The sequence below is a fragment of the Hyphomicrobium denitrificans ATCC 51888 genome, from assembly GCF_000143145.1.
Classification (GTDB): Bacteria; Pseudomonadota; Alphaproteobacteria; order Rhizobiales; family Hyphomicrobiaceae; genus Hyphomicrobium_B; species Hyphomicrobium_B denitrificans.
This window is the reverse complement of record NC_014313.1, coordinates 238,650-260,312: the sequence shown is the minus strand read 5'-3', so window position 1 is coordinate 260,312 and position 21,663 is coordinate 238,650. Positions and strand designations below refer to the sequence as shown.

The window sequence follows — 21,663 nt, the reverse complement described above, 5'->3', positions numbered from 1 at the left end:
CCACGACAGCCGCCTAGAACCGTCGTCATGTTTCAGACATTCCAAACCCAGTCCGGACCCGATCACGTCGCGGAACGCACCAAAGCGCTTCGCGCGCTGATGACCAAGGCAAAGCTCGACGCCGTGCTTGTGCCGCGCGCCGATTGCCATCAGGGCGAATACGTTCCCGCCTGCGCCGAGCGCTTGCAATGGCTGACGGGATTTTCCGGCTCCGCCGGCCTTGCGGTCGTGACGAAGAAGTCCGCACTGCTGTTGATCGACGGCCGTTACACCGTGCAGGCGAAAGCTGAAACCGACACGGACGTATTCGAAGTCTCGCTTCTGCCGCGCGCGCGAGTGTCGGAATGGCTTCTCGGCGCCCTCAGCAAGAACCAGACGATCGGCTTCGATCCCTGGAACCATACGGCAGGCGAGATCGCACGCCTTAAGGCAGCCCTGGCGCCTAAGAAGATCAAGCTCAAACCGCTTCCCAAAAATCCGATCGACACGTTATGGGGAAAAGCGCGGCCGAAAGCTCCCGCCAACCCGGTCATCGCGCAGCCGTTGACGCTCGCGGGCCGCGCGGCGTCGGATAAACTCGCGGACATTCAGGCGCGCCTGAAGACGGACGGCCAGCACGCTGCAATTCTCACGTTGCCGGATTCGATCTGCTGGCTGTTCAACATTCGTGGCAGCGACGTCGCGCACAATCCGGTCGTCCTCGCATTCGCCGTCGTGCCCGCAACCGGCAAGGCCGAACTCTATATCGATCCGCAGCGACTGGATGCCGAGACCCGCGCGCATGTCGCGCCGGTCGCGAAACTGCTACCGCCGAAGGCGATGGCCGAGCGCATCGCCGCGCTCAAGGCGCAAGGAAAGAAAGTCCGCCTCGATCCGGAGACCGCAAGCTTCTGGTTCGAAATGAAGCTCGGCGCCGCCGCGATCTCGCGCGGCCAGGACCCCTGCATCTTGCCCAAGGCGATCAAGTCGGAAGCCGAAATCGCCGGAACGCGCGCTGCTCATATCCGCGACGGCTATGCGATGGCGCGCTTCCTCGCCTGGCTCGACGACAATGCAACGAGCGGCACGCTCGACGAGATCACCGCCGTCCGCCAGCTCGAAGCGTTTCGCCGCGAGACGAATATGCTGCGCGAAATCAGCTTCCCGACGATCTCGGGCTCCGGACCGAATGGCGCGATCGTGCACTACCGCGTCACCGACGCAACCAATCGCAAGGTCGAGCCGAACGAGCTGTTCCTGATCGACAGCGGGGCGCAATATCAGGACGGAACCACCGACATCACGCGCACGGTTGCCATCGGCGTACCGACCGACGACATGAAGCGCCACTTCACCGCCGTTCTTAAAGGCAACATCGCGATCTCGACGGCGCGCTTTCCGAAAGGCACGCGCGGCATCGACCTCGATCCCTTCGCACGCCGCGCGCTGTGGGCAATCGGCGAAGACTTCGACCACGGCACCGGCCACGGCATCGGAAGCTATCTCTCCGTCCATGAAGGCCCGCAGTCGATTTCACGCGCTGGCATGGTCGCGTTGCAGCCGGGCATGCTGATTTCAAACGAGCCCGGCTTCTACAAAGTCGGCGCCTACGGCATCCGCATCGAAAACGTCGTGCTCGTCACTCAGCCGGAACAGATCGGCGAAGGTGAGCGGCCGATGATGGGGCTGGAAACAATCACGCTTGCTCCGATCGACCGCCGCCTGATCGACGTCGATATGCTGGATAAGAACGAACGCGACTGGATCAATGCCTATCACCGGCGCGTCTTCGAGACGTTAGCTAACGGGCTCGACCGCGCGACGCGCGACTGGCTTGAACAAGCGACGCTTCCGATCTGATCTTCTCGCAAACCACGTTCGAGCCTTTAGGCTTTCCCGATCAGCTCAAGCCATCCGTCCTCGTCGAGGACGATGACGCCGAGCGCACGCGCGTTGTCGAGTTTCGACCCGGCTTCCGCGCCAGCAACGACGTAGTCTGTTTTCTTCGAGACGGAACCCGACACCTTCGCGCCCAAACGCTCGGCCTGCGCCTTCGCCTCGTTGCGCGTCAGTTTGGTCAGCGTGCCGGTGAAAACCACCGTCTTGCCCGTCACCGGCGACGAGACCTGCACGCGCTTGAACGCCGTGACGTTCACTTCCTTCAGCAGCGCATCGAGCTGCTCCTGGTTGTGCTGCTCGCTGAAAAAGTCGATCAACGCATCGACGACCGTCTCACCGATGCCTTCGATGTTGTCGATATCCTGATAGGCTTCGCTGCCCTTGCCGCCTTGGATGGCGGCATCGACCGCTGCACGCAACGCTTCGAACGTCCCGTATGCCTTGGCGAGATCCTTCGCCGTCGTCTCGCCGATGTGACGGATGCCGAGCGCGAACAGAAAGCGGTCGAGCGGCACGGTCCGCCGCGCGTTGATGGCCGCGAACAGCTTGTTGACCGAGGTCTCCTTGAAGCCGCGAACCTTCGTCAGCGGCTCATCGGATTTTTGATCGCGCTTCTCGAGCGTGAAAATGTCAGCCGCCGATTTGATGCGTCCGGTCTCAAAGAAAAACTCGATCTTCTCGCCGCCAAGTCCTTCGATGTCGAAAGCGTTGCGCGAAACGAAATGCTTCAGGCGCTCTTTCAGCTGCGCGCCGCACACGAGGCCGCCGGTGCAGCGGCGAACGACGTCCGCTGCGTTTCCCTCTTCATCGGACTCGCGCACCGCGTGGCTGCCGCATATCGGACAGACCGCAGGAAATTTATAAGGCGCGGCGTGCTGCGGCCGCTTGTCGAGCACGACCTCGACGATCTGCGGAATGACGTCGCCGGCGCGCTGTACGACGACCGTGTCGCCTTCGCGAATGTCCTTGCGCGAAATCTCGTCTTCGTTATGCAGCGTCGCGTTCGAGACGACGACGCCGCCGACGGTCACCGGCTCCAGTTTCGCGACCGGCGTCAGCGCACCCGTGCGGCCGACTTGGATATCGATCTTGTTCAGAACCGTCGTCGCCCGTTCGGCCGCAAATTTATGCGCGATCGCCCAGCGCGGCGAGCGCGACACGAACCCGAGCCGCTCTTGATAGTCGAGGCGGTTGACCTTGTAGACAACACCGTCGATGTCGTAGTCGAGCTTGGCGCGCTTGCTCTCGATCCCGCGATAATAATCGAGAAGCTCATCCGGGCTTCGCGTGATCTCCATCAGCGGGTTGACCGGCAGCCCCCAAGACTTGAACGCTGCGACGACGCCGCGCTGCGTATCTGACGGAAGCTTCGAAGCCGCGCCCCACGCATACGCGAAGAACTGCAACGGCCGCTGTGCCGTGATCGACGAATCCAATTGCCGCAAAGATCCCGCAGCCGCGTTTCGCGGGTTGGCGAAAACCTTGCCGCCACTCGCAGCCTGCGCCGCGTTGAGCTTTTCAAAATCCTTGTGCCCGAGATAAATCTCGCCGCGGATATCGATGACGTCCGGAACATCCTTGCCGACGAGAAGGTGCGGGATGTCCTTGATCGTCTTGACGTTGGCCGTGACGTTCTCACCCTCGGCGCCATCTCCGCGCGTCGCAGCCTGCACGAGCCGACCGCCTTCGTAGCGGATCGAAATCGAAAGCCCGTCGATCTTCGGCTCGGCCGTGATTTCGAGCTCATCGCTCTCGCCGAGATTTAGAAAGCGGCGAACGCGCTGCACGAAATCGACGACGTCCTGATCGTCGAAGGCATTGCCGAGCGACAGCATCGGCACGTCGTGCGCGATCTTGCCGAACGCCGCGACCGGCGCGGAACCGACTTTCTCACTCGGACTTCCGGCACGCTTCAGCTCGGGATGAGCGTCTTCCAGCTGGGTGAGACGGCGGCGCAACGCATCGTAGTCGGCATCCGAAATTTCGGGTGCATCGTTACGGTAGTAGAGCTCATCGTGGCGTTCGATTTCCGCCGACAGCCGGGCGATTTCGTCTTCAACGCTTGTCGCGCCCGGAGAAGCCGGACGCACCGATCCAGAAGAGCGCTTTTGCGTTTTCTTAGCCATCGCCGCCAGGGAATATACTGCGGAAAATAGAAAACGCGGCAAAAACCGCCGCGTTGTCAAACTTCAAAGAAATATCAGCAATCGCGCGTCGTCAGCCGCTACCCAAACCGAACTTCGGCACCGACTTCCAGGCCTTGGAGAGCCACGAACCCGAATCGTCACGCGGACCGACGCCGCCCGACTGCAGGAGGGCGTAGGAATCCTTGTACCACTTGCTGTCGGGATAGTTGTGCCCGAGGATTGCCGCCGCGTTCTGCGCCTCGGTGACGACTCCGAGCGCCATATAGGACTCGACCAGACGCGCCAGCGCTTCCTCGACATGCGCCGTCGTCTGATAATCGCTCACGACGGTTTTGAAGCGATTGATCGCGGCGACGTAATTGTGCTGGTTGAGGTAGTAGCGCCCGACCTCCATCTCCTGCGCTGCAAGGTTATCCATGCAGATACGGATCTTGTTGTCGGCGTCGCGCGAATATTCGCTCTCCGGGAAACGCGTACGCAGGATCTTGAATTGCTCAAGCGCCTTGCGAGCGGCCGTCTGATCCCGGTTCGCCGTCTTCAGATCGTCGAAGTAGGACATGGCGATGATGTGATGCGCCATCGGCGCTTCTTTCGTGCCCGGATGCAGCGCGACGTAACGCTCAGCCGATGCGATCGCCTCGGGCGTCTTGCCTGCGCGATAGTAGGCGTAAGCCGCCATGACGATCGATTTGCGCGCTTCCGGCGAATACGGGTGCTCGCGGTCGACAGCCTCGAACTGCTTCGCAGCATCATCGAAACTGCCGCTCGACATCTTCGCGTCGGCATTGGCGAACATTTTCGACGGTGGATCGGGATTGAGCGCTGACGTATCGAGCTTGTTCGAGGCGCAGCCTGCGCCAGCCAGCGCGGCAACGACGGCAACGGCGCTCAAAGTTCTTCTGAGGTTCCCCACGAATGTCATGCGCCGCGTACTTCCCACCCTGATCGCACTTTCCCACTCATCGCCAACGGGCTGACGAGTGAGCATCCCGGATAACATTTCTCCGGGCGCTCTGAAAGACTAGAGCAAGTCCGTCGAGTGCCCGTAACCCCAGGTTATTTTATCGGTGGAATGTGGTGCATTCCAGGCCGATACCGGCGTGAAGCGCCGGTATCGCAACGACCTTCAGGCCTATTCGGCAGCAGCGAGAGCTGCCGGAGCCGTGATCTGGACCGGCGCGCGGGTTGCGCGGGTCTTGGGGGCCTGCACGACCGCCCAGTTCGATGCGTCGGAGAAGAGCGCCTGCAGCACCATCGAGTTGAGGCGATGACCGCCACGGTACGAGCGATAAGCGCCGAGCAGCGGCATACCGGCGAGCGCGAGATCACCCACGGCATCCAGCATTTTGTGACGGACGAACTCCTGGGGATAACGCAGCCCCTCGCGGTTCATCACTTTGCCGTCGCCGATCGCGACGGTGTTGGAGAGGTCGGCGCCGAGCGCCAGACCGGCTTTCCACAGCTTCTCCACGTCGCTCATGAAGCCGAACGTGCGAGCGCGAGAAATTTCGTGACGAAAAATGCCCGGGCTCATCTCGTACTGGAGCCGCTGGCGGCCGATGACGGGCGAGGTGAAGTCGATTTCGACGTCCATGCGGAAGCCGGAGTAAGGCTCAAGCGAGCCCCAGCAGCCGCCTTCTTCGACACGAACCGATTTCAGAACTTTGATGTATTTGCGGGGCTCGGAAAGCTCCCGGATGCCGACCCGGTCGATCGCCTCGACGAATTCCGCCGAGCTGCCGTCCATGATCGGAACTTCTTTGCTGTCGATCTCGATATAGAGATTATCAATCGAGAGACCACGCAAAGCGGCGAGAAGATGCTCGACGGTTCCGACCGTCGTACCTGCTTCATCACCAATAACGGTGCAGAGCGTCAGATTTTTGACATTGGCAACGTGCGCCGCGATTTCCGAAATGACTCTTCCTCGTTTCGTAACGAGAAAGCGGAGCCCAGTATCAGCTTCTGCTGGATGCAGTGTAAGTGATACCGGAGCTCCGCTGTGCACCCCCGTGCCTGTCAACTGGATTTCGCGGGCAAGCGTGGTTTGCCGCGCACCGATGAATCGATTCGACATACAGCGCCGTCCCTCATTTATTGGTGGGCCGCTGCTCCCCAGCATTAATGCGGCCGACCACCCCCTGACCTGTGCGCTGTGCCTTCTTATTTTTGCCAGCCCGCCGACCTTGTTTGGCCGTGTCAGTACTGTCTAAAGGTTCAGCACAAGAAGTCGATGCACAAAAGCTAACTGCTTCGCTTAACACCGACAAATCACGCTTTCTTACACTCTGTTACGTCTTAGCAACTCGACTTGACGCTCTTTGCGACTTGATGCAGGCGCCGATTTAGCGCCGCTCTCTGCTGCCGACAATCTGCTTCGCACCCGCATCCATGTCATCATCGGACGACCGCGAGCCGTCCCTATGCTGACCGGACTTCACGCTGCGGCTGAGATTTGCCAAACGTCCAAAAAGGCCAGATTTTGTTGACGATTCTGCACGTCCCCCGGCGGCGGCGCCGTGATGCGCATTCCATTCCTTCTGCGCCTGCGGAGGAAAATCTTCGATCGCAGGGAGGCGACGCGACGTACGCTGAAATTCAGCCGGCGCTTGCGGTTCGAAAGAATGAGTCGCGGACGATCCAACGCCTGCTGACGGCAACGGCGGCGTCCGCAACAATGCATTTCCCGTGAGCGGCGGAAAATTCTCGAGCCCGTCTTCGATCATCACGTTGCCGGGAGCGATCCAGCTGTCGCGTTGAGTCGGGCGTGATTCGCTTTCGCTCGGATTAGAATAATTCTGGATAGTTGGCGCCGCCGGCTGCAACGCCTCCGCAAGTCGACGCTGTAGATCTCCTGGCGGTGCAGGTACGGTTGCGGGATTCTGCGGCGCGAAAGATTCTGTGGGCTGAGCCGGATGAGCGGGCCGTGCGGCCGGAGCCGGCGCTTGATTGGGAACAAATCCCGGCTGCGGCGCACGCGGCGCTGCGATCTGCTCGTTCGGGCGATTCATGCCGGACGCGACGATCGAAACCCGGATTCGGTCGCCCAGCTGCTCGTCGAACGTAGCGCCGACGATGATATTGGCCTCGGGATCGACTTCCTGGCGAATTCGGCTCGCCGCCTCGTCGACCTCGTAAAGGGTCATGTCGCGCCCGCCCGAAATCGACAGCAGCAGACCGCGCGCGCCGCGCAAGGTCACGTCGTCGAGCAGCGGATTGGCGATGGCTTCCTCGGCGGCGAGAACGGCGCGGCGTTCGCCCGTCGCCTCGCCGGTTCCCATCATGGCTGCGCCCATATTGCTCATGATGGTGCGAACGTCGGCGAAATCGAGGTTGATCAAGCCTTCCTTGAGCACCAGCTCGACGATGCAGGCGACGCCGGAATAGAGGACCTGGTCGGCCAGCACGAACGCTTCCGCGAACGTCGTCCGCTCGTTGGCGATCCGGAACAGGTTCTGGTTCGGGATGACGATCAGCGTATCGACGTGCTGGCGCAGCGACTGCACCCCGGCTTCGGCGATGCGCATCCGCCGCGCGCCTTCGAACGCGAACGGCTTGCAGACCACGCCGACTGTCAGAGCCCCGACCTCGCGCGCTGCCCGCGCGATGACCGTCGCGGCCCCCGTTCCCGTTCCGCCGCCCATTCCAGCGGCGATGAAAACCATATGCGATCCGGCGATATGCGAACGAAGTTCGGCGATGGCTTCCTCCGCCGCCGCTTCTCCGATTTCCGGCCGCGACCCGGCGCCGAGCCCCTCGGTCAGGTTGGCTCCGAGCTGAACCCGGTATTCGGCGCTCGATGCCGCGAGCGATTGCGCATCCGTGTTGGCAACGACGAACTCGACGCCCTGCAGTCCGGCCGCGATCATGTTGTTGACCGCGTTGCAGCCCGCGCCTCCGACCCCGATGACGGTCAACCTCGGCTTCATATCGACCAGCGTCGGCAGTTGCAGCTTGATGCTCATGGCACCCTCAAATTTGATAATCGTCGAAGTCGCTCCGGAACGGCTCCGGCACCTTAGTCAGTCCAAAAATCAGAATGCGTGCTTCAGCCACGTTCCGACACGGCCGAGATATCCTTGCTTCGAACCCTTGCGCTGAGATGGCGTACTCAATTCGTTGCTTCCCCGGGCGCTGAGAACCGCGAGCCCGGAAAGCGTCGCGAGTTGCGGTCCCCCGAGGCTGGCGTTCAGCCCGACGAGGTCCTGAGGCCGACCGACACGCACGTGCCTGCCGAATTCGTTGGCGACGAATTCCGAAAGTCCGAGGAGTTGGCTGGCTCCGCCCGTCAGAACGATCTTGTCTCCCGCGAATCGGCCCGCCGCATTGAGCGCCAAGCGCTCGCGCACGAGTCCCAAGAGCTGTTGCACGCGCGGCCGGATGATCGCCGTCAGCCGCGCCTTGGTGGTTTCGAAGCTTCCCTCGTCTTCCTCTCCGGCCACCGGATAGGAAATCGATTCGTGCTCGTCGGACTGGGCATTGAGCAGTGTGCCATAAAGCGTTTTGATTCGCTCGGCTTCTGCGAGTGGCGTCTGCAACGCCCTGGCGATGTCGTACGTCAGATGCTGGCCGCCGACCGGGATCGCCTCGACGCCGGCGAAAACACCATCGGCAAAGAGCGCGAGGGTGGTCGTTCCCGCGCCGAAATCGATGCATGTCACACCGAATTGCCGTTCCTCTTCCGTCGTGACCGCCAGCGCGCTCGCATAAGGCGACGCGACGAGACCGTCGCATTCGGCGTAGCAGCGATCGATGAGGACGAGGAGATTGCGCAGCGGTCCTTCGTCCGCCGTTACGGCATGGAGGCCGGCCGCCATGCGCCGCGCCGAAAACCCGATCGGATCGCGCACGCCGCCGACGCCGTCGAGCTCATAGCCGAGGCGATTGAGATGCAGGAGCGTACGGCCGTCGCGCTCGGCATAGCTTTCGCCCGCCGCCATGAGCCGTTGCAGATCGTCATGCGTAACGCGGCCCGTCTCGACGTCGATACGCGCCGTGCAGTGCGCCGAGGCGAGCCGCCCCGCCGCAACTGAAACCGTGTAATTGCCGACCGAAACGCCGGCCGCACGCTCGGCCTGCGCGAGAACCGCGCGAACGACGGACTCGGCCTCGTCGAGATCGGTCAGCACACCGGCTTTCACGCCGCGCGACCGCTGCAGACCGAGGCCCGCAAGCCGAAGCGATGGCTCCGACAGCGACGGGCCCTGCTCAGCCACCATCACGGCGGCAACCGTTTTGCTGGTGCCGATGTCCAGAAGCCCGAACGTCCGGTACGTGCGCCTATCAGCCATTGGCATCCTACTATCGTGAGCTGATGGTTAGAGGCGGCCTGGCGGACGCATCGAGGGCTGCTGTCTGCGCCGGCTTGCCATCGGCCGCGCGCAACGCGATCCGCCCTGGCGTGCGCACATCGATGATCATCGGCTTGCCCTTGAGCGCCGGCACCGCGGCGGACGCATTCGCGATTTCCTGCAAACCTTCGATCTCGCGATCCGCGCCGAGATCGATCATCGTTCCGCTCTTGAGAACGATGCGCCAGCGCCGCTCCGCAATGCGCTCGCCATAGGCGTATTGCTTTTCAATTTCAGGATACTGCCGAAGCGCGGCCAGCATCGGCGTCGCGTCATCGGTCGCGCCCTCGCCGACGACACGCGGCAGCGCCCAATTGCTCGCAACCGGCGTCGGCCCAAGAACACGGCCCGTCGCATCGACGAGGTACGTCTCGTTGCCTCGCGTCCAGACGATCGAAGGCGTGCGTTCGCGAACGACAATGTCGAGCGTGCCGGGATAGACGCGCGTGATCTGAGCTTTATCGATCCACGGAATACGCTCGATGCGTTTCAGCGCCGCTTCCGAATCGAACGCCGCGAACGTCCGCACATTCGTGAGATCGATCGCATCGTAGATGTCGCTATCGGACGCAAAATGCTGCCCGGTGACATTCACCTGATTGATGCCGAACCCGGCCGCAATCGTCAGCGCCGTCACCTGCTCAGCAACAGCATGCGAAATCTTGGAGAAGGTCGCGCGATTGAGCGGCAGCATGATCGCTGCTGCCCCGGACACTGCCAGCAGCGCGCCCATTGCGAAAGAATACTTCATCCACCGCCGCGTCGCGCGCCGGGACCGCCTGACGCGCCGCTCGCCACGCGGGATTTTCAGCGTCATCTCGGGACGCCGCGATGAGGAACGTGAAACCGTGCTGATTGTCTGGGGAACGTCGAAGGTCTGGACAGCTTTCGGCTCCGGCGTTGGCGCTTCCTGCGCCCGCCACCAGAACCGTTGCTTGCCCGCTACCTGTTGCAACTCGCGTCCTCGACCATCCATCGGACGAGGTCACCGAACGACCAGCCCGCATGACCCGCCAATTCAGGCACGAGGGACGTTCCCGTCATGCCCGGTTGGGTGTTCACTTCGAGACAGATCAGCTCGCCGGTTCCACCAGCCGTATCGTCGAAACGGAAATCCGCCCGCGACACGCCTCGGCAGCCCAGCGCCTGATGCGCCCTTAACGTTAAGGAACGGACTGACTGGTAAACATCCGGTAAAAGTTGTGCCGGCAGCTCGTGCTTCGAGCCGCCCGCACCGTATTTCGATTCATAATCGTAGAAAGCGAGCCCTCGGAGCGGCACGATTTCGATGACGTCGGTCACGAAATCTCCGATCACAGCACAAGTTAGCTCACGTCCCGGCACGTAGCGCTCGACCATCACGATCTGGTCGGGAGAGCCCCCGGATGCGATCGAACTCGGGGGCCGATCGGCGCCGGGCGGGACGATCACGACCCCGACGCTCGAACCCTCGGTCGGCGGCTTCACCACGTAGGGCGGCGGCAGGACATGGGCCTCCGCAGCCTCACGCCGTGTGACGAGCTTCGCTTCGGCGACGGCAACGCCCGCGAGCTTCATGATGTCCTTGGCGCGCTCCTTGTGCATCGCGAGCGCCGAGGCCAGAACTCCGGAATGCGTGTACGGGATCGCCAGCATTTCGAGGACGCCTTGGACGCACCCGTCCTCGCCGAACTTGCCGTGCAGCGCGTTGAAACAGACGTCCGGATTGATCGCTTCGAGCTGCGCCGCAAGGTTTCGATCGACGTCGATCTCGGTGACGCGATAGCCTTCCTCGCGCAGCGCTTCTCCGACAGCCGCGCCCGAGTTGAGACTGACGTCGCGCTCGGCGGAAAGCCCGCCCTTGAGAACGGCCACGTGATCGCGCGTGCGCTTCGGCAACGCGCCGAGTTTTGTCATGGCTCGCTTCCCATCATTTCCTGAAGCCTACGATTGGGCTTGATCGACCGTGTTGTCCAAAATAGCCAGCGCCTCGCCGACCGCAGCACCCGGCCGCGGACTGCCAAGCCGGATAATCTCCCAGTTGAGCGTGACGCCGGATTTCGCCTTGACGCGCGCCCTGACTGTTTCGCCGAGCCGTTCGACGTCTTCGCCCGAGGCCTGCCGGTCGTTGATCAGAAAGTTGCAGTGCATTTCGGACACCTTCGCACCGCCGACGCGCAGGCCACGGCATCCCGCGTCATCGACGAGCTTCCAGGCGCTATGTCCCGGCGGATTTTTGAACGTCGAGCCGCCCGTGCGCTCTTTGATCGGCTGGTTCTGCTCACGATATTCTGCGACGGCATCCATCTCTTTCAGGATTTCCGCCGGATCGCCAGGAGCACCCTGGTACGTCGCCTCGGTGAAAATCCAGGTCTCCGGAATGGCCGAATGCCGATACGTGAACCCCATGTCGGCAAGCGAGAGCACATGCACGTTGCCCTCGGGATCGACGGCGCGCGCCCCGATCAGACAATCTTTCGTCTCGCGACCGTGCGCGCCCGCGTTCATGCGCAGCGCGCCACCGATCGAGCCGGGAATGCCGCGATAGAACGCCAGTCCGCTAATGCCGGCTTCGGCCGCCGCCCGCGCAACCTTGACGTCAGGAACGGCCGTTCCGGCTCTCAGCCGTCCGCCCTCTTCGATCTTGATCTCACCGAACCCGCGTCCGAGCCGGATCACCACGCCCGCGACGCCACCGTCGCGCACGAGCAGGTTCGACCCGAGACCCATGACGAAAACCGGCAGATCGCGCGGCTTGCGCTTCAGAAAGTACGCAAGATCCGCTTCATCGGCCGGAGTGAAAAGAACCTGCGCCGGGCCGCCGACGCGAAACCAAGTGATATCCGCGAGCGAGGCATTGGCGATGAGACGTCCCCGGAGTTCCGGCATCAGCGCGCGCAACTCGCTCGTGATGTCGTCGAACATCAGGCCGCGCTCCCAGCCCGCTGCGCCGTTCCCGCGAGCCAGTCAGGCAAAGCGTGCGCCCAGTCGGTCGAATTGCCCGCGCCGAGACAGACGACGATATCGCCCGGACCAGCGACGCGCTTGATTGCCGCCGCGATCGCGCCCGGCTCGTCGACCGCTTCCGCCGAACGCCGTCCGGCCGTCGCGATCCGCGCCGCCAGCGTCTGATTATCGATGCCCGTGATCGGCGGTTCGCCTGCCGTGTAAAGCGGCGCGACGATGACGTGATCGGCGTCTTTGAAGCAGCGCGCGAAATCCTCGAACAGATCGCGCACGCGCGTGTAACGATGCGGCTCGACGACCGCGATCACTTTGCCCTTGGTGCCGCCGCGAGCAGCCGCAAGCACGGCTGAAATTTCCGCCGGATGATGACCGTAGTCGTCGTAGATGCCGACGCCGTTCCACTCGCCCGTGAACTGGAAGCGGCGTTTGACGCCCGAGAACCCGGCCATCGCGGCTTTGATCTTCGCATCTTCGAGCCCTGCCTGCGTCGCGACCGCAATCGCGGCCAGCGCATTCAGCGCATTGTGCGCGCCGGGGATCGGCACCGACCAGTCGGTGAGCTTGCGTGCGCCGCCCTTGACCGACGCCGTCAGTGTCGCGTCGAAATACGTCGTATTGCCTTCAATACGGATCGACTGCAGCACAAGGTCGGCGTCCTGGCTCTGCCCATATGTCAGCAGCCTGCGCCCATCGGCACGAAGGTTCAGCCGTTCGATCATATCCCGCACGACCGGATGATCTATGCACGCAACGGCAAGCCCGAAGAACGGAATGTTTTTCAGGAACGCTTCGTATTCGTGATGCATCGCCTCGACCGAGCCGAAATAGTCGAGATGCTCGGGATCGATGTTCGTCACGATGCCAATCTCGGTCGGCAGCCGCGTGAACGTACCGTCGCTCTCGTCGGCCTCGACGATCATCCACTTGCCCTGACCGAGCCGCGCGTTCGAGCCCCAGGAATTGATGATGCCGCCCGTGATGACCGTCGGTTCTTCGCCTGCTTCCGTAAAAATGTGCGAGAGCAGCGACGTGGTCGTCGTCTTGCCGTGTGTGCCGGTGACGGAAATCGTCGAATAGAGCCGCATCAGTTCGGCGAGCATCTCGGCGCGCCGGATGATCGTCAGACCCTTCTGGCGCGCAGCGATCAGTTCCGGATTGAACGGCTTCACCGCCGTCGAGATCACGACATAGCGCGCCCCGATCAGGTTGACCGGATCGTGCCCGACGAAAACCCGGATGCCCTTCGACCTCAAGCGCCTGACATTCGCGCTTTCCTTCTGGTCCGAGCCCTGCACCGTATAGCCCTTGGCGACCAGAATCTCGGCGATGGCGCTCATGCCGATCCCGCCGATGCCGATGATGTGGAATGGGCCAATGTCGCGCGGCATTTGCATGAAAAGAGGTATCCTCGTGAAGCCGGAGCCGCGCTCCGAAAAGTCTCGCGTAATGATACTCACGATGTGCGATTTCCCCCCGGACGACGACCCTCCGCAAGAGCCAATGCGAAATCGGCTAAATTACGAACGGCGTCCGGACGCCCTGCGTTTTTAGCCGCCTTGGCCGTTGCCGCAAGGGTATCGGGGGATTTTAGAAGCCTTTCGAGTTCATCGGCGAGGCGCTCGGGCGACAGGTTGCGCTGCTCGATGCACCAGGCCCCGCCGGCTTCTTCGAGCCGCCGGGCGTTGTTCAACTGGTCGTTGTCCAGCGCGTGCGGCAACGGCACCAGGATCGACGGGCGACCGATTGCGGTCACTTCCGCGACCGTCGAAGCTCCCGCGCGTCCGATCACGAGATGAGCATCCGCCATCCGCGCCGGCAGATCGCTGAAGAACGGCGCGACGTCGGCATCGATCCCGGATTCGCGATAGGCTGTTTGAACGCGCTCGATGTCTTCTTCCCGCGCCTGCTGCACGACGCGCAGGCGCTTGCGCAAGCCGTCCGGCAACGCGAACAGTGCCAGCGGCACGATATCGGAAAAGAACCGCGCGCCTTGGCTACCGCCGAAAATCAGGATGCGAATGGGGCTGTCCGGCAGCGGCGGCAGAAACCCGATCGCCGCCGCATCGAGCACCGCCTTCCGCACCGGATTGCCCGTCAAAACCGCTTTCGCAGCCAGCGCGCCGTCGAGAAACTTCGTACGCTCGAACGATGTCGCGATGGCATTGACGCGCTTCGCAAGCATCTTGTTGGCGCGTCCGAGCACCGCGTTCTGCTCGTGGATCGCGGTTGGAATCCCGCGCAGCCGCGCCGCGACCAGCGGCGGATAGGTCGGATAACCGCCGAAGCCGATCACCGCGTGAGGCTTTGCTTGGCCCAGCAGCCGCAGAGCGGCGCTTGTCCCGCGCGCGAGCGTCAAAACCGTCTTGGCGACATCGCGCGGCGCCCGCGACGCCAACGTCGCCGACGGCACCTGATAGATCTTTCGTGCGGGAAATCCGCCGCCGTAGCGATCGCCGCGCATGTCCGTGATCAAATCGATGGCGACACCGCGCCGCCCGAGTTCTTCAGCTAGCGCGAATGCCGGAAACAGATGGCCGCCCGTTCCCCCGGCAGCCAGCATGATCGATTGAATGCCGCTCATTTTCCCCCGCTCAAACAGACGGAGTATGACTTGTGAAATGTGCCTCGTCGATGGTCGGCACACGGCGCGGCTTTTTTAGCCGCATCGGATCGGGCCGCCAGCGCGTCAGCGCGAGCAGCATCCCGGCCGTAATCGCCAGTGCCAGCATCGACGATCCGCCCGCCGAAATGAACGGCAACGTCATGCCTTTGGGCGGCAGCAGCCCGATGTTGACGCCCATGTTGATCAGCGCCTGAAGCCCGAGAAGCAGCGAAAGTCCCTGCACCGCCAAGCGATCGGCTGCGGTCGGCTCATCGCTGGCGCGCTGCATTGCCCGGATCACGATGTAGGCGAAAACCGCGAGCAGCGCGACGCAGGCGATGACGCCATATTCTTCCCCGATGACCGCAAAAATATAGTCGGTGTGCGCATCAGGCAGCACGGACTTGATCGTGCCTTCGCCCGGCCCGCGTCCAAAAAAACCGCCTTCGGAAAACGACTGCATCGCGCGCCCGACCTGATAATTTTCGAACGGCGCCGCGCTGAAAAACTTTTCAAGCCGCGACTGCACGTGTCCGAAATTCATGTACGCGAGCCAAAAGCCGCCGCTGCCGATCAGCACGAGGATGGCCGCACCGATCGGTGGCAATCCGGCCAGAAGATAAAGAAGTCCCGCAGTCACGCTGATCAGCACGGTTTGTCCGACGTCCGGCTGCGCGACGAGCAATCCCGCCATGACGCTCCAAAGCAGAAGCGCCAGCGGCAGCGCGGGCATGTCCGAGCGCCTGGCTGCTTCGCCATAGAGCCAGGCAATCACGACGACGAATGCCGGCTTCGCGAATTCCGAAGGCTGCAGCGAATAGCTGCCGAGCATCAGCCAGCGCTGTGCGCCGTTGAGCGCCGTGCCTTTGAACAACACGACGATCATCGCCGCCACAGACGCGAGCAGCAGCACGGCGGCGAGCCGGCGCACACCCGCTGGCGAAAACAGCGAAATGATGAGCATCAGCGCCGCGCCGATAGCGGCGAACGTCACATGCCGTTCGACAAAGTAGTATGTCGGCAAACCCTTCTTTATCGCGACTGCCGGCGAGGCCGCGAACGACAGCACCACGCCGAGCGCCAACAGCGCCAACAGCGCCGTCAGCAGCCCGCGATCGATCGTGAACGACCAGTCGGCTAGAAGGCTGCGATCGGCGCGCGAGAGTTTCATTTCGCTCCCCGCATCGCGACGCCTGGGACTGCTTCGACGAGTTTGCGGAAAGCATCCCCGCGAACCTCGAAGTTCCGGAACTGATCGTAGCTCGCGCACGCAGGCGACAGCAGGACGACGGGCTCGGCACCTGTGCTCGCTTTCGCATCGCGCGCCGCGGCCGCAACGGCAGCGTCGAGCGTGCCGCTGCGTTCAAACGTAACTTTCCCTTCGAGCGTCTGCGCGAAATCTTCGCTCGACTCCCCGATGAGATAAACTTTCGCGACCCCGCCGAAGTATTTTTCGAGCGCCGAGATCCCGCCCGCTTTCGGCTTGCCGCCGGCGATCCAGAACACATCGCGCGGAAACGACAGCAGCGCCTTCTCGGTCGAATCCGCGTTCGTCGCCTTGCTGTCGTTGACGAACAGCACGTTTCCGATCCGCCCGATTTCTTCCATCCGGTGCGGCAGTCCTGGGAACGACGCAAGCGCGCCCTGCCAATCGAGGTCGGAAGATTGCCCGATCCAGTTCAGGCACTCGCGCACGGCAGCGACGGCTGCGAGCGCATTCTGCGCGTTGTGCTTGCCCCTGAGCGTCGCGATGCCACCGAGCGACGCGAGCTTGACGGCCAGCGCTTCGCGATTGCTGCAGATGATCGTATCGTCGAGCAGACTGTAACCCGGAGCGATGGATTTTTCGGCGCTGAAGGCAATCGCCGGAGCCTTCTGAATGCGCCGCTGGAGCATCGCCAATCCGAATTCGTCGTCGAGGCCGACCGCCGCAACTTCGGCGCCATCGACGAGGCGCTCTTTGACCGCCGCATAATTTTCGATCGTCCCGTGCCTGTCGAGATGATCCGGCGTGACGTTCAGCATCACGCCGACGGTCGGCTTCAGCGTCGGCGTCAGATCGATTTGAAACGACGACAATTCGATCACGTGACAACGCTCTGGCGCAGGGTCTTCCAGCGTCAGCACGGCGCGCCCGATATTGCCGCCGAGTTGTACGTCGCGGCCCGCGTGACGGAGAATATGCGCGATCAGCGCCGTCGTCGTCGACTTGCCGTTGGTGCCGGTGATGCCGATGAATGGCGCATCCGGCGCCTGCGCGGCACGTTCCCGCGCGAAAATCTCGATGTCGCCGATGATCTCAACGCCGCTGTCCTGCGCCTTGCGCACGGTCCAGTGCGGCTCGGGATGCGTCAGCGGCACGCCCGGAGCGAGAACTAGCGCAGAAAATTGCGACCAGTCAGCCTCGGCGAGGTCGACGAGCGGCACACCCTCGCGGGCCGCCGCGCTTCGGCCCGCCTCGCCGTCATCCCAAGCGGCAACGGTCGCGCCGCCGGCCAGAAGTGAACGGGCGGATGCGATTCCGGAACCCCCGAGGCCGAACACGGCGACGGTCTTGCCGTTGAAGGACGTGGCGCGAATCATCGGCTGAAATCTACCGCATCTGAGGTCGCTTGGCTGAGGTCCTCGAGTGCTTCCGGAAAAGTGGGAGCCGGTTTTCCGGCAAGAAGCACGACAAAACAAAAAGCTACAGCCATTCCGCGTCCCATCAAAATCGGCAAGGCTCTAGCGCAGCTTCAGCGTCGAAAGGCCGATCAGAGCCAGAATGACCGAAATGATCCAGAAGCGGATCACAACCGTCGATTCCTTCCAGCCCTTCTGCTCATAGTGGTGGTGTAGCGGCGCCATCTTGAACACGCGCTTGCCCGTCCATTTGAACGACATCACCTGGATGACGACCGAGAGCGTCTCGAGAACGAACAGCCCGCCGACGACAGCCAGCACGATCTCATGTTTGATCGCGACCGCGATGGCGCCGAGGATGCCACCCAAAGCCAATGAACCTGTGTCGCCCATGAAGATCATCGCAGGCGGAGCGTTGAACCAGAGAAACCCGAGCCCCGCACCGATCAGCGCGCCGCAGATCACCGCCAGTTCACCCGTTCCCGGAATGTGATGAATCTGCAGATACCCTGCGAACTTCGCGTTGCCCGACAGATAGGCGATGACGCCAAACGTCGCCGCCGCGATCATCACCGGCACGATCGCCAGACCGTCGAGTCCGTCCGTCAGGTTGACGGCGTTGCCCGCTCCCGCGATGACCAGAACCGCCATGAGAATGAAAAACGGCCCGAGATCGATAACGAGATCCTTGAAGAATGGGAATGTCAGATCGGTATCGAGCCCCTTCGGGCCGAGCTTCATCAGGATGTAGCCCGCGACTGCCGCCACCAGCACTTCAAGCAGAAACCGCGACTTTCCGGAAAACCCGGCTGTCGAGCGCTTTGTCACTTTCAGGAAATCGTCATAGAAGCCGATCGCGCCGTAACAGATCGCGACGCCCAGAACCACCCAGATGTAGCCGTTCGAAAGCTGCGCCCAGAGCAGCGTCGAAACGGTTACGCCCGCGAGGATCATGAGCCCGCCCATCGTCGGCGTGCCGCGCTTGAGCAGATGGCTCTGCGGACCGTCATCGCGGATCGGCTGACCCTTCCCCTGCTTGACGCGCAAGAGATCGATGATCGCTGGACCAAACATCATCACGAACAGCAGCGCCGTGAAGATCGCCCCGCCGGAACGGAAGGTGATGTAGCGGAAAACGTTCAGCGCGCTGATCTGATCGCTGAAATTGACGAGCTCATAGAGCATGCGCGCCGAATTCTCCCCCTCTTACCGATCCGCTGGTGCCGGACCTAATTCCCGTACTTGGACTTCAACGCTTCCACGACCGCGCCAAGCCGCGTCCCGTTCGACGCCTTGACCATGACCGCGTCGCCGCCTCTGAGTTCGGACAGAACCGCAGGCTGCAGCAAGGACGACGTCTGAGCGTAGCCGCCCCTTTTGGACTTCGGTAGGGCATCATAAAGGCCCTTCATATGCGGACCGCAGGCAAATATGACGTCGATCCCCGCGTCCTCCACAGCGTCTTTGAGGCCCGCATGAAGCCCAGGCGCGTCCGCGCCGAGCTCCAGCATATCGCCCAAAACCGCGATCCTGCGCGGAAATCTCTGCCGCGGCAGCGACGCAAGCGTCGCCAGCGCGGCCCGCATCGACGCCGGGTTCGCGTTGTAGCTCTCATCGATCAAGAGCGCTTCGCCGCCGTCGAGACGCAGCACGCTCCGTGCTCCCCGACCGCCGGGCGGCTGCAATCCGGCAAGCACGGACAACGCCGTTTCGATATCCGCACCGATCGCGTCGATGGCGGCCGCAACCGCCAGAGCGTTCTCGGCGATGTGCCGTCCTGGCATCGCAATTCTGAGAGGAATGCGCCGATCGCCTAACCGGACAGACAGTGTGCTGCCGTCATGATCGAGCACCAGATCGTCTCCGCAAACGTCGGCGCCCGCACTGAAGCCGAACGTCACCGCCTTCGCGCCCAAACGCTCCGCGATCGCCTTGAGCCTCGCCGCATGCGGATTGTCGAATTTGATGATCGCCGTGCCGCCGGGCAGAAGCCCCTCGAATATCTCGCCCTTCGCATCGGCGATCGCTTCGACCGATGGAAAGTGCTCGAGATGCACCGCCTCGACCGTCGTAATGATCGCGGCATGCGGGCGAACCATTTTCGTCAGCGGCCGGATTTCACCCGCGTGATTCATGCCGATCTCGAACACGCCGAAGCGTGTCTCGCGCGGCATCCGCGCCAGCGTCAGCGGCACGCCCCAATGATTGTTGTAGGATTTCTCCGAAGCATGCGTCACGCCGAGATGCGAAAGACATGCGCGCAGCATCTCTTTCGTTCCGGTCTTGCCCGCGCTGCCGGTCACCGCAATGACACGCGCATCCGGACTGAGCCGGTCTCTCGCCGCACGGCCCAGCGCTTCGAGCGCCTTCAGCGTATCGGACACGCGAAACAGCGCGCCGTCTTCCGCGCGCCGCACGTAACCTTCGGAAACGAGTGCCGCCGCGGCCCCGGCCTTGAACGCTGGTGAAACGAAGTCATGCCCGTCCCGCTGGTCCTTCAGCGCCACGAAAAGATCGCCGGCCTGCAGCGTGCGCGTGTCGATCGAAATGCCTGTAACCGGCTGGTCCGTCCCGCCCTCGGGCGCGACGCCGAACACGGCGCTCAATTCGGAAAACGTCCACAACGGTTGCATACTGTCAGCTCTCGAGCGCCTTGCGGACTTCATCGTGATCCGAAAATGGCAGGATGCGATCTCCGACAATCTGGCCCGTTTCATGGCCTTTGCCGGCAATCAGCGCAACGTCGCCCGGCTGCATCATGCTGACGGCCGTCGCGATCGCTTCCGCCCGGTTGCCGATCTCGCGAGCCCCCGCCGCCCCGGCCAGAATTTCGGCGCGGATCGAGGCGGCGTCCTCGCTGCGCGGATTATCATCCGTCACAATCGTCACGTCAGCTTTCTCGACCGAAATGCGACCCATGATCGGCCGTTTACCCTTGTCGCGATCGCCGCCGCAGCCGAAGACGGAAATCAGACGGCCCGTCACGAACGGCCGGCACGCATCGAGCGCTGCGGCCAACGCTTCCGGCTTATGCGCGTAATCGACGACGGCAAGACCGCCATTCCGTTCCCCGATAATTTCCAATCGCCCCGGCACGCCCTTGAGACTTTCGAGTGCTGCGAGAACCGCATCAGCCTTTTCGCCCGTTGCAATCGCCAGGCCCGCCGCGACGAGCGCATTCTCCACCTGATAAGCGCCGACGAGCGGCAACCGCACGTCAAAGCTCCGGCCATCGAACAGAATTCCGATGCGCTGCTGAAACCCGTCGCGTGTCAGTGAAGTCCGTTTCAGCGTATCGCCCGACTGCCCGACCGTCATGACGCGAAGACCGCGCGCTTTCGCTGCCGCCGCAACGTCGGCAGATCGCGCCCCGTCCGTGTTGATCACGGCCGGTTGCCCCGGTTGCAGAAGTTCCATGAACAGCCGGAGCTTGGCGGCGAGATAAGCTTCTTCCGTCGGATGATAATCCATGTGATCGCGGCCGAGATTCGTGAATGCAGCCGCGCTCAATTCAACGCCATCCAGACGGTTCTGATCGAGCCCGTGCGACGACGCCTCGAATGCGAGATGCGTCACGCCTTCATCGGCGAGTGAGGCAAGCGTCGTGTGCAGCGTCACCGGGTCGGGCGTCGTCAGCGATCCGTAGACGGCCCCATCAGGCTTCACGATCCCAATCGTCCCGACCGACGCCGCCTTGCGCCCGAGCGACGTAAAGATCTGCCGCGTAAAATCGGCGACTGAAGTCTTGCCGCTCGTTCCCGTCACCGCGACCGCGCAGCGCGGCTGGCGACCGGCAAATTTCGCGGCAATCTTCGCGAGTGCCGCGCGCGGATTGTCGACCTCGATCAGCGCAACGCCGGCAGGAACCGTGACGCCTTTTCCCTTACCGATAACAATGGCGCTGGCGCCGCGCTGGAGCGCGTCCGGAACATACGACGCGCCGTCGACCTTCGATCCCGGTAGCGCCGCGAAAATGGCGCCCTTGCCGACCGCCGCGCTTGCCGCCGTTATTCCTGTCACTTCAACGGAGCCTGCGCCAGGAGGCGGCTCGATGCCGGCCGGCAGCACATCGCTAAGCCGCATACTTCCCCTCGCCCGTGTCGTCTCGGCCGCATCA

At 62.8% G+C, this 21,663-nt stretch carries 16 protein-coding genes; 1 reads left to right on the top strand and 15 read right to left on the bottom strand.

Annotation, left to right across the window (positions count from 1 at the left end; genetic code table 11):
• Positions 1 to 27: 27 nt before the first annotated feature.
• On the top strand, positions 28 to 1,839 hold the full coding sequence (locus tag HDEN_RS01220; RefSeq protein WP_013214297.1) for an aminopeptidase P family protein: 1,812 nt from the start codon (positions 28 to 30) through the stop codon (positions 1,837 to 1,839).
• Between the two features lie 26 nt (positions 1,840 to 1,865).
• Here the strand turns inward: HDEN_RS01220 and ligA are convergent, their stop codons facing one another.
• From ligA to HDEN_RS01145, 15 genes are all read right to left on the bottom strand, one after another.
• Entirely contained in the window at positions 1,866 to 4,004 is a 2,139-nt protein-coding gene (gene ligA, locus HDEN_RS01215; RefSeq protein WP_013214296.1) for an NAD-dependent DNA ligase LigA, read from the bottom strand.
• A gap of 91 nt (positions 4,005 to 4,095) precedes the next feature.
• Positions 4,096 to 4,947 carry an outer membrane protein assembly factor BamD gene (locus HDEN_RS01210; RefSeq protein ID WP_041921483.1) on the bottom strand — a complete coding sequence of 284 codons (852 nt, stop codon included), beginning with the start codon at positions 4,945 to 4,947 and terminating at the stop codon, positions 4,096 to 4,098.
• A 210-nt stretch (positions 4,948 to 5,157) separates the two neighbouring features.
• Positions 5,158 to 6,102, bottom strand: a complete 945-nt coding sequence (gene lpxC, locus HDEN_RS01205) for a UDP-3-O-acyl-N-acetylglucosamine deacetylase (RefSeq protein ID WP_013214294.1) — start codon at positions 6,100 to 6,102, stop codon at positions 5,158 to 5,160.
• Positions 6,103 to 6,370: 268 nt separating this feature from the next.
• A complete protein-coding gene (gene ftsZ / locus HDEN_RS01200; protein ID WP_013214293.1) occupies positions 6,371 to 7,990 on the bottom strand; it encodes a cell division protein FtsZ in 1,620 nt (539 codons plus the stop codon).
• A gap of 69 nt (positions 7,991 to 8,059) precedes the next feature.
• Complete coding sequence (ftsA, locus tag HDEN_RS01195; RefSeq protein WP_013214292.1) at positions 8,060 to 9,316, bottom strand: cell division protein FtsA; 1,257 nt, start codon at positions 9,314 to 9,316, stop codon at positions 8,060 to 8,062.
• Between the two features lie 10 nt (positions 9,317 to 9,326).
• Positions 9,327 to 10,331: a cell division protein FtsQ/DivIB gene (locus tag HDEN_RS01190; RefSeq protein ID WP_013214291.1), complete on the bottom strand. Its 1,005-nt coding sequence runs from the start codon at positions 10,329 to 10,331 to the stop codon at positions 9,327 to 9,329.
• Positions 10,319 to 11,272, bottom strand: coding sequence for a D-alanine--D-alanine ligase (locus HDEN_RS01185; RefSeq protein WP_013214290.1), 954 nt, complete (start codon positions 11,270 to 11,272; stop codon positions 10,319 to 10,321). Before HDEN_RS01185 ends, HDEN_RS01190 begins: the two co-directional genes overlap by 13 nt.
• A 27-nt stretch (positions 11,273 to 11,299) precedes the next feature.
• On the bottom strand, positions 11,300 to 12,280 hold the full coding sequence (gene murB, locus HDEN_RS01180) for a UDP-N-acetylmuramate dehydrogenase (protein WP_013214289.1): 981 nt from the start codon (positions 12,278 to 12,280) through the stop codon (positions 11,300 to 11,302).
• Positions 12,280 to 13,716 carry a UDP-N-acetylmuramate--L-alanine ligase gene (murC, locus tag HDEN_RS01175; RefSeq protein ID WP_013214288.1) on the bottom strand — a complete coding sequence of 479 codons (1,437 nt, stop codon included), beginning with the start codon at positions 13,714 to 13,716 and terminating at the stop codon, positions 12,280 to 12,282. The genes murB and murC overlap by 1 nt, the downstream gene beginning before the upstream one ends.
• A gap of 59 nt (positions 13,717 to 13,775) precedes the next feature.
• A complete protein-coding gene (gene murG, locus HDEN_RS01170) occupies positions 13,776 to 14,903 on the bottom strand; it encodes an undecaprenyldiphospho-muramoylpentapeptide beta-N-acetylglucosaminyltransferase (protein WP_013214287.1) in 1,128 nt (375 codons plus the stop codon).
• A 10-nt stretch (positions 14,904 to 14,913) separates the two neighbouring features.
• Positions 14,914 to 16,095 (bottom strand): FtsW/RodA/SpoVE family cell cycle protein, encoded by a 1,182-nt coding sequence (locus HDEN_RS01165; RefSeq protein ID WP_013214286.1) that lies wholly within the window; start codon positions 16,093 to 16,095, stop codon positions 14,914 to 14,916.
• Positions 16,092 to 17,507: a UDP-N-acetylmuramoyl-L-alanine--D-glutamate ligase gene (murD, locus tag HDEN_RS01160; protein ID WP_013214285.1), complete on the bottom strand. Its 1,416-nt coding sequence runs from the start codon at positions 17,505 to 17,507 to the stop codon at positions 16,092 to 16,094. Before murD ends, HDEN_RS01165 begins: the two co-directional genes overlap by 4 nt.
• A gap of 141 nt (positions 17,508 to 17,648) precedes the next feature.
• On the bottom strand, positions 17,649 to 18,731 hold the full coding sequence (gene mraY / locus HDEN_RS01155; RefSeq protein ID WP_013214284.1) for a phospho-N-acetylmuramoyl-pentapeptide-transferase: 1,083 nt from the start codon (positions 18,729 to 18,731) through the stop codon (positions 17,649 to 17,651).
• Positions 18,732 to 18,775: 44 nt separating this feature from the next.
• Positions 18,776 to 20,179, bottom strand: a complete 1,404-nt coding sequence (locus HDEN_RS01150) for a UDP-N-acetylmuramoylalanyl-D-glutamyl-2,6-diaminopimelate--D-alanyl-D-alanine ligase (protein WP_013214283.1) — start codon at positions 20,177 to 20,179, stop codon at positions 18,776 to 18,778.
• A 4-nt stretch (positions 20,180 to 20,183) separates the two neighbouring features.
• On the bottom strand, positions 20,184 to 21,629 hold the full coding sequence (locus tag HDEN_RS01145) for a UDP-N-acetylmuramoyl-L-alanyl-D-glutamate--2,6-diaminopimelate ligase (protein WP_013214282.1): 1,446 nt from the start codon (positions 21,627 to 21,629) through the stop codon (positions 20,184 to 20,186).
• Positions 21,630 to 21,663 lie beyond the last annotated feature (34 nt).

Excerpts from the sequence above, each read along its gene's own strand:
- HDEN_RS01220 (WP_013214297.1), top strand. The coding sequence starts at position 28 with ATGTTTCAGACATTCCAAACCCAGTCCGGACCCGATCACGTCGCGGAA.
- ligA (WP_013214296.1), bottom strand. The coding sequence starts at position 4,004 with ATGGCTAAGAAAACGCAAAAGCGCTCTTCTGGATCGGTGCGTCCGGCT.
- HDEN_RS01210 (WP_041921483.1), bottom strand. The coding sequence starts at position 4,947 with ATGACATTCGTGGGGAACCTCAGAAGAACTTTGAGCGCCGTTGCCGTC.
- lpxC (WP_013214294.1), bottom strand. The coding sequence starts at position 6,102 with ATGTCGAATCGATTCATCGGTGCGCGGCAAACCACGCTTGCCCGCGAA.
- ftsZ (WP_013214293.1), bottom strand. The coding sequence starts at position 7,990 with ATGAGCATCAAGCTGCAACTGCCGACGCTGGTCGATATGAAGCCGAGG.
- ftsA (WP_013214292.1), bottom strand. The coding sequence starts at position 9,316 with ATGGCTGATAGGCGCACGTACCGGACGTTCGGGCTTCTGGACATCGGC.
- HDEN_RS01185 (WP_013214290.1), bottom strand. The coding sequence starts at position 11,272 with ATGACAAAACTCGGCGCGTTGCCGAAGCGCACGCGCGATCACGTGGCC.
- murB (WP_013214289.1), bottom strand. The coding sequence starts at position 12,280 with ATGTTCGACGACATCACGAGCGAGTTGCGCGCGCTGATGCCGGAACTC.
- murC (WP_013214288.1), bottom strand. The coding sequence starts at position 13,716 with ATGCAAATGCCGCGCGACATTGGCCCATTCCACATCATCGGCATCGGC.
- murG (WP_013214287.1), bottom strand. The coding sequence starts at position 14,903 with ATGAGCGGCATTCAATCGATCATGCTGGCTGCCGGGGGAACGGGCGGC.
- HDEN_RS01165 (WP_013214286.1), bottom strand. The coding sequence starts at position 16,095 with ATGAAACTCTCGCGCGCCGATCGCAGCCTTCTAGCCGACTGGTCGTTC.
- murD (WP_013214285.1), bottom strand. The coding sequence starts at position 17,507 with ATGATTCGCGCCACGTCCTTCAACGGCAAGACCGTCGCCGTGTTCGGC.
- mraY (WP_013214284.1), bottom strand. The coding sequence starts at position 18,731 with ATGCTCTATGAGCTCGTCAATTTCAGCGATCAGATCAGCGCGCTGAAC.
- HDEN_RS01150 (WP_013214283.1), bottom strand. The coding sequence starts at position 20,179 with ATGCAACCGTTGTGGACGTTTTCCGAATTGAGCGCCGTGTTCGGCGTC.
- HDEN_RS01145 (WP_013214282.1), bottom strand. The coding sequence starts at position 21,629 with ATGCGGCTTAGCGATGTGCTGCCGGCCGGCATCGAGCCGCCTCCTGGC.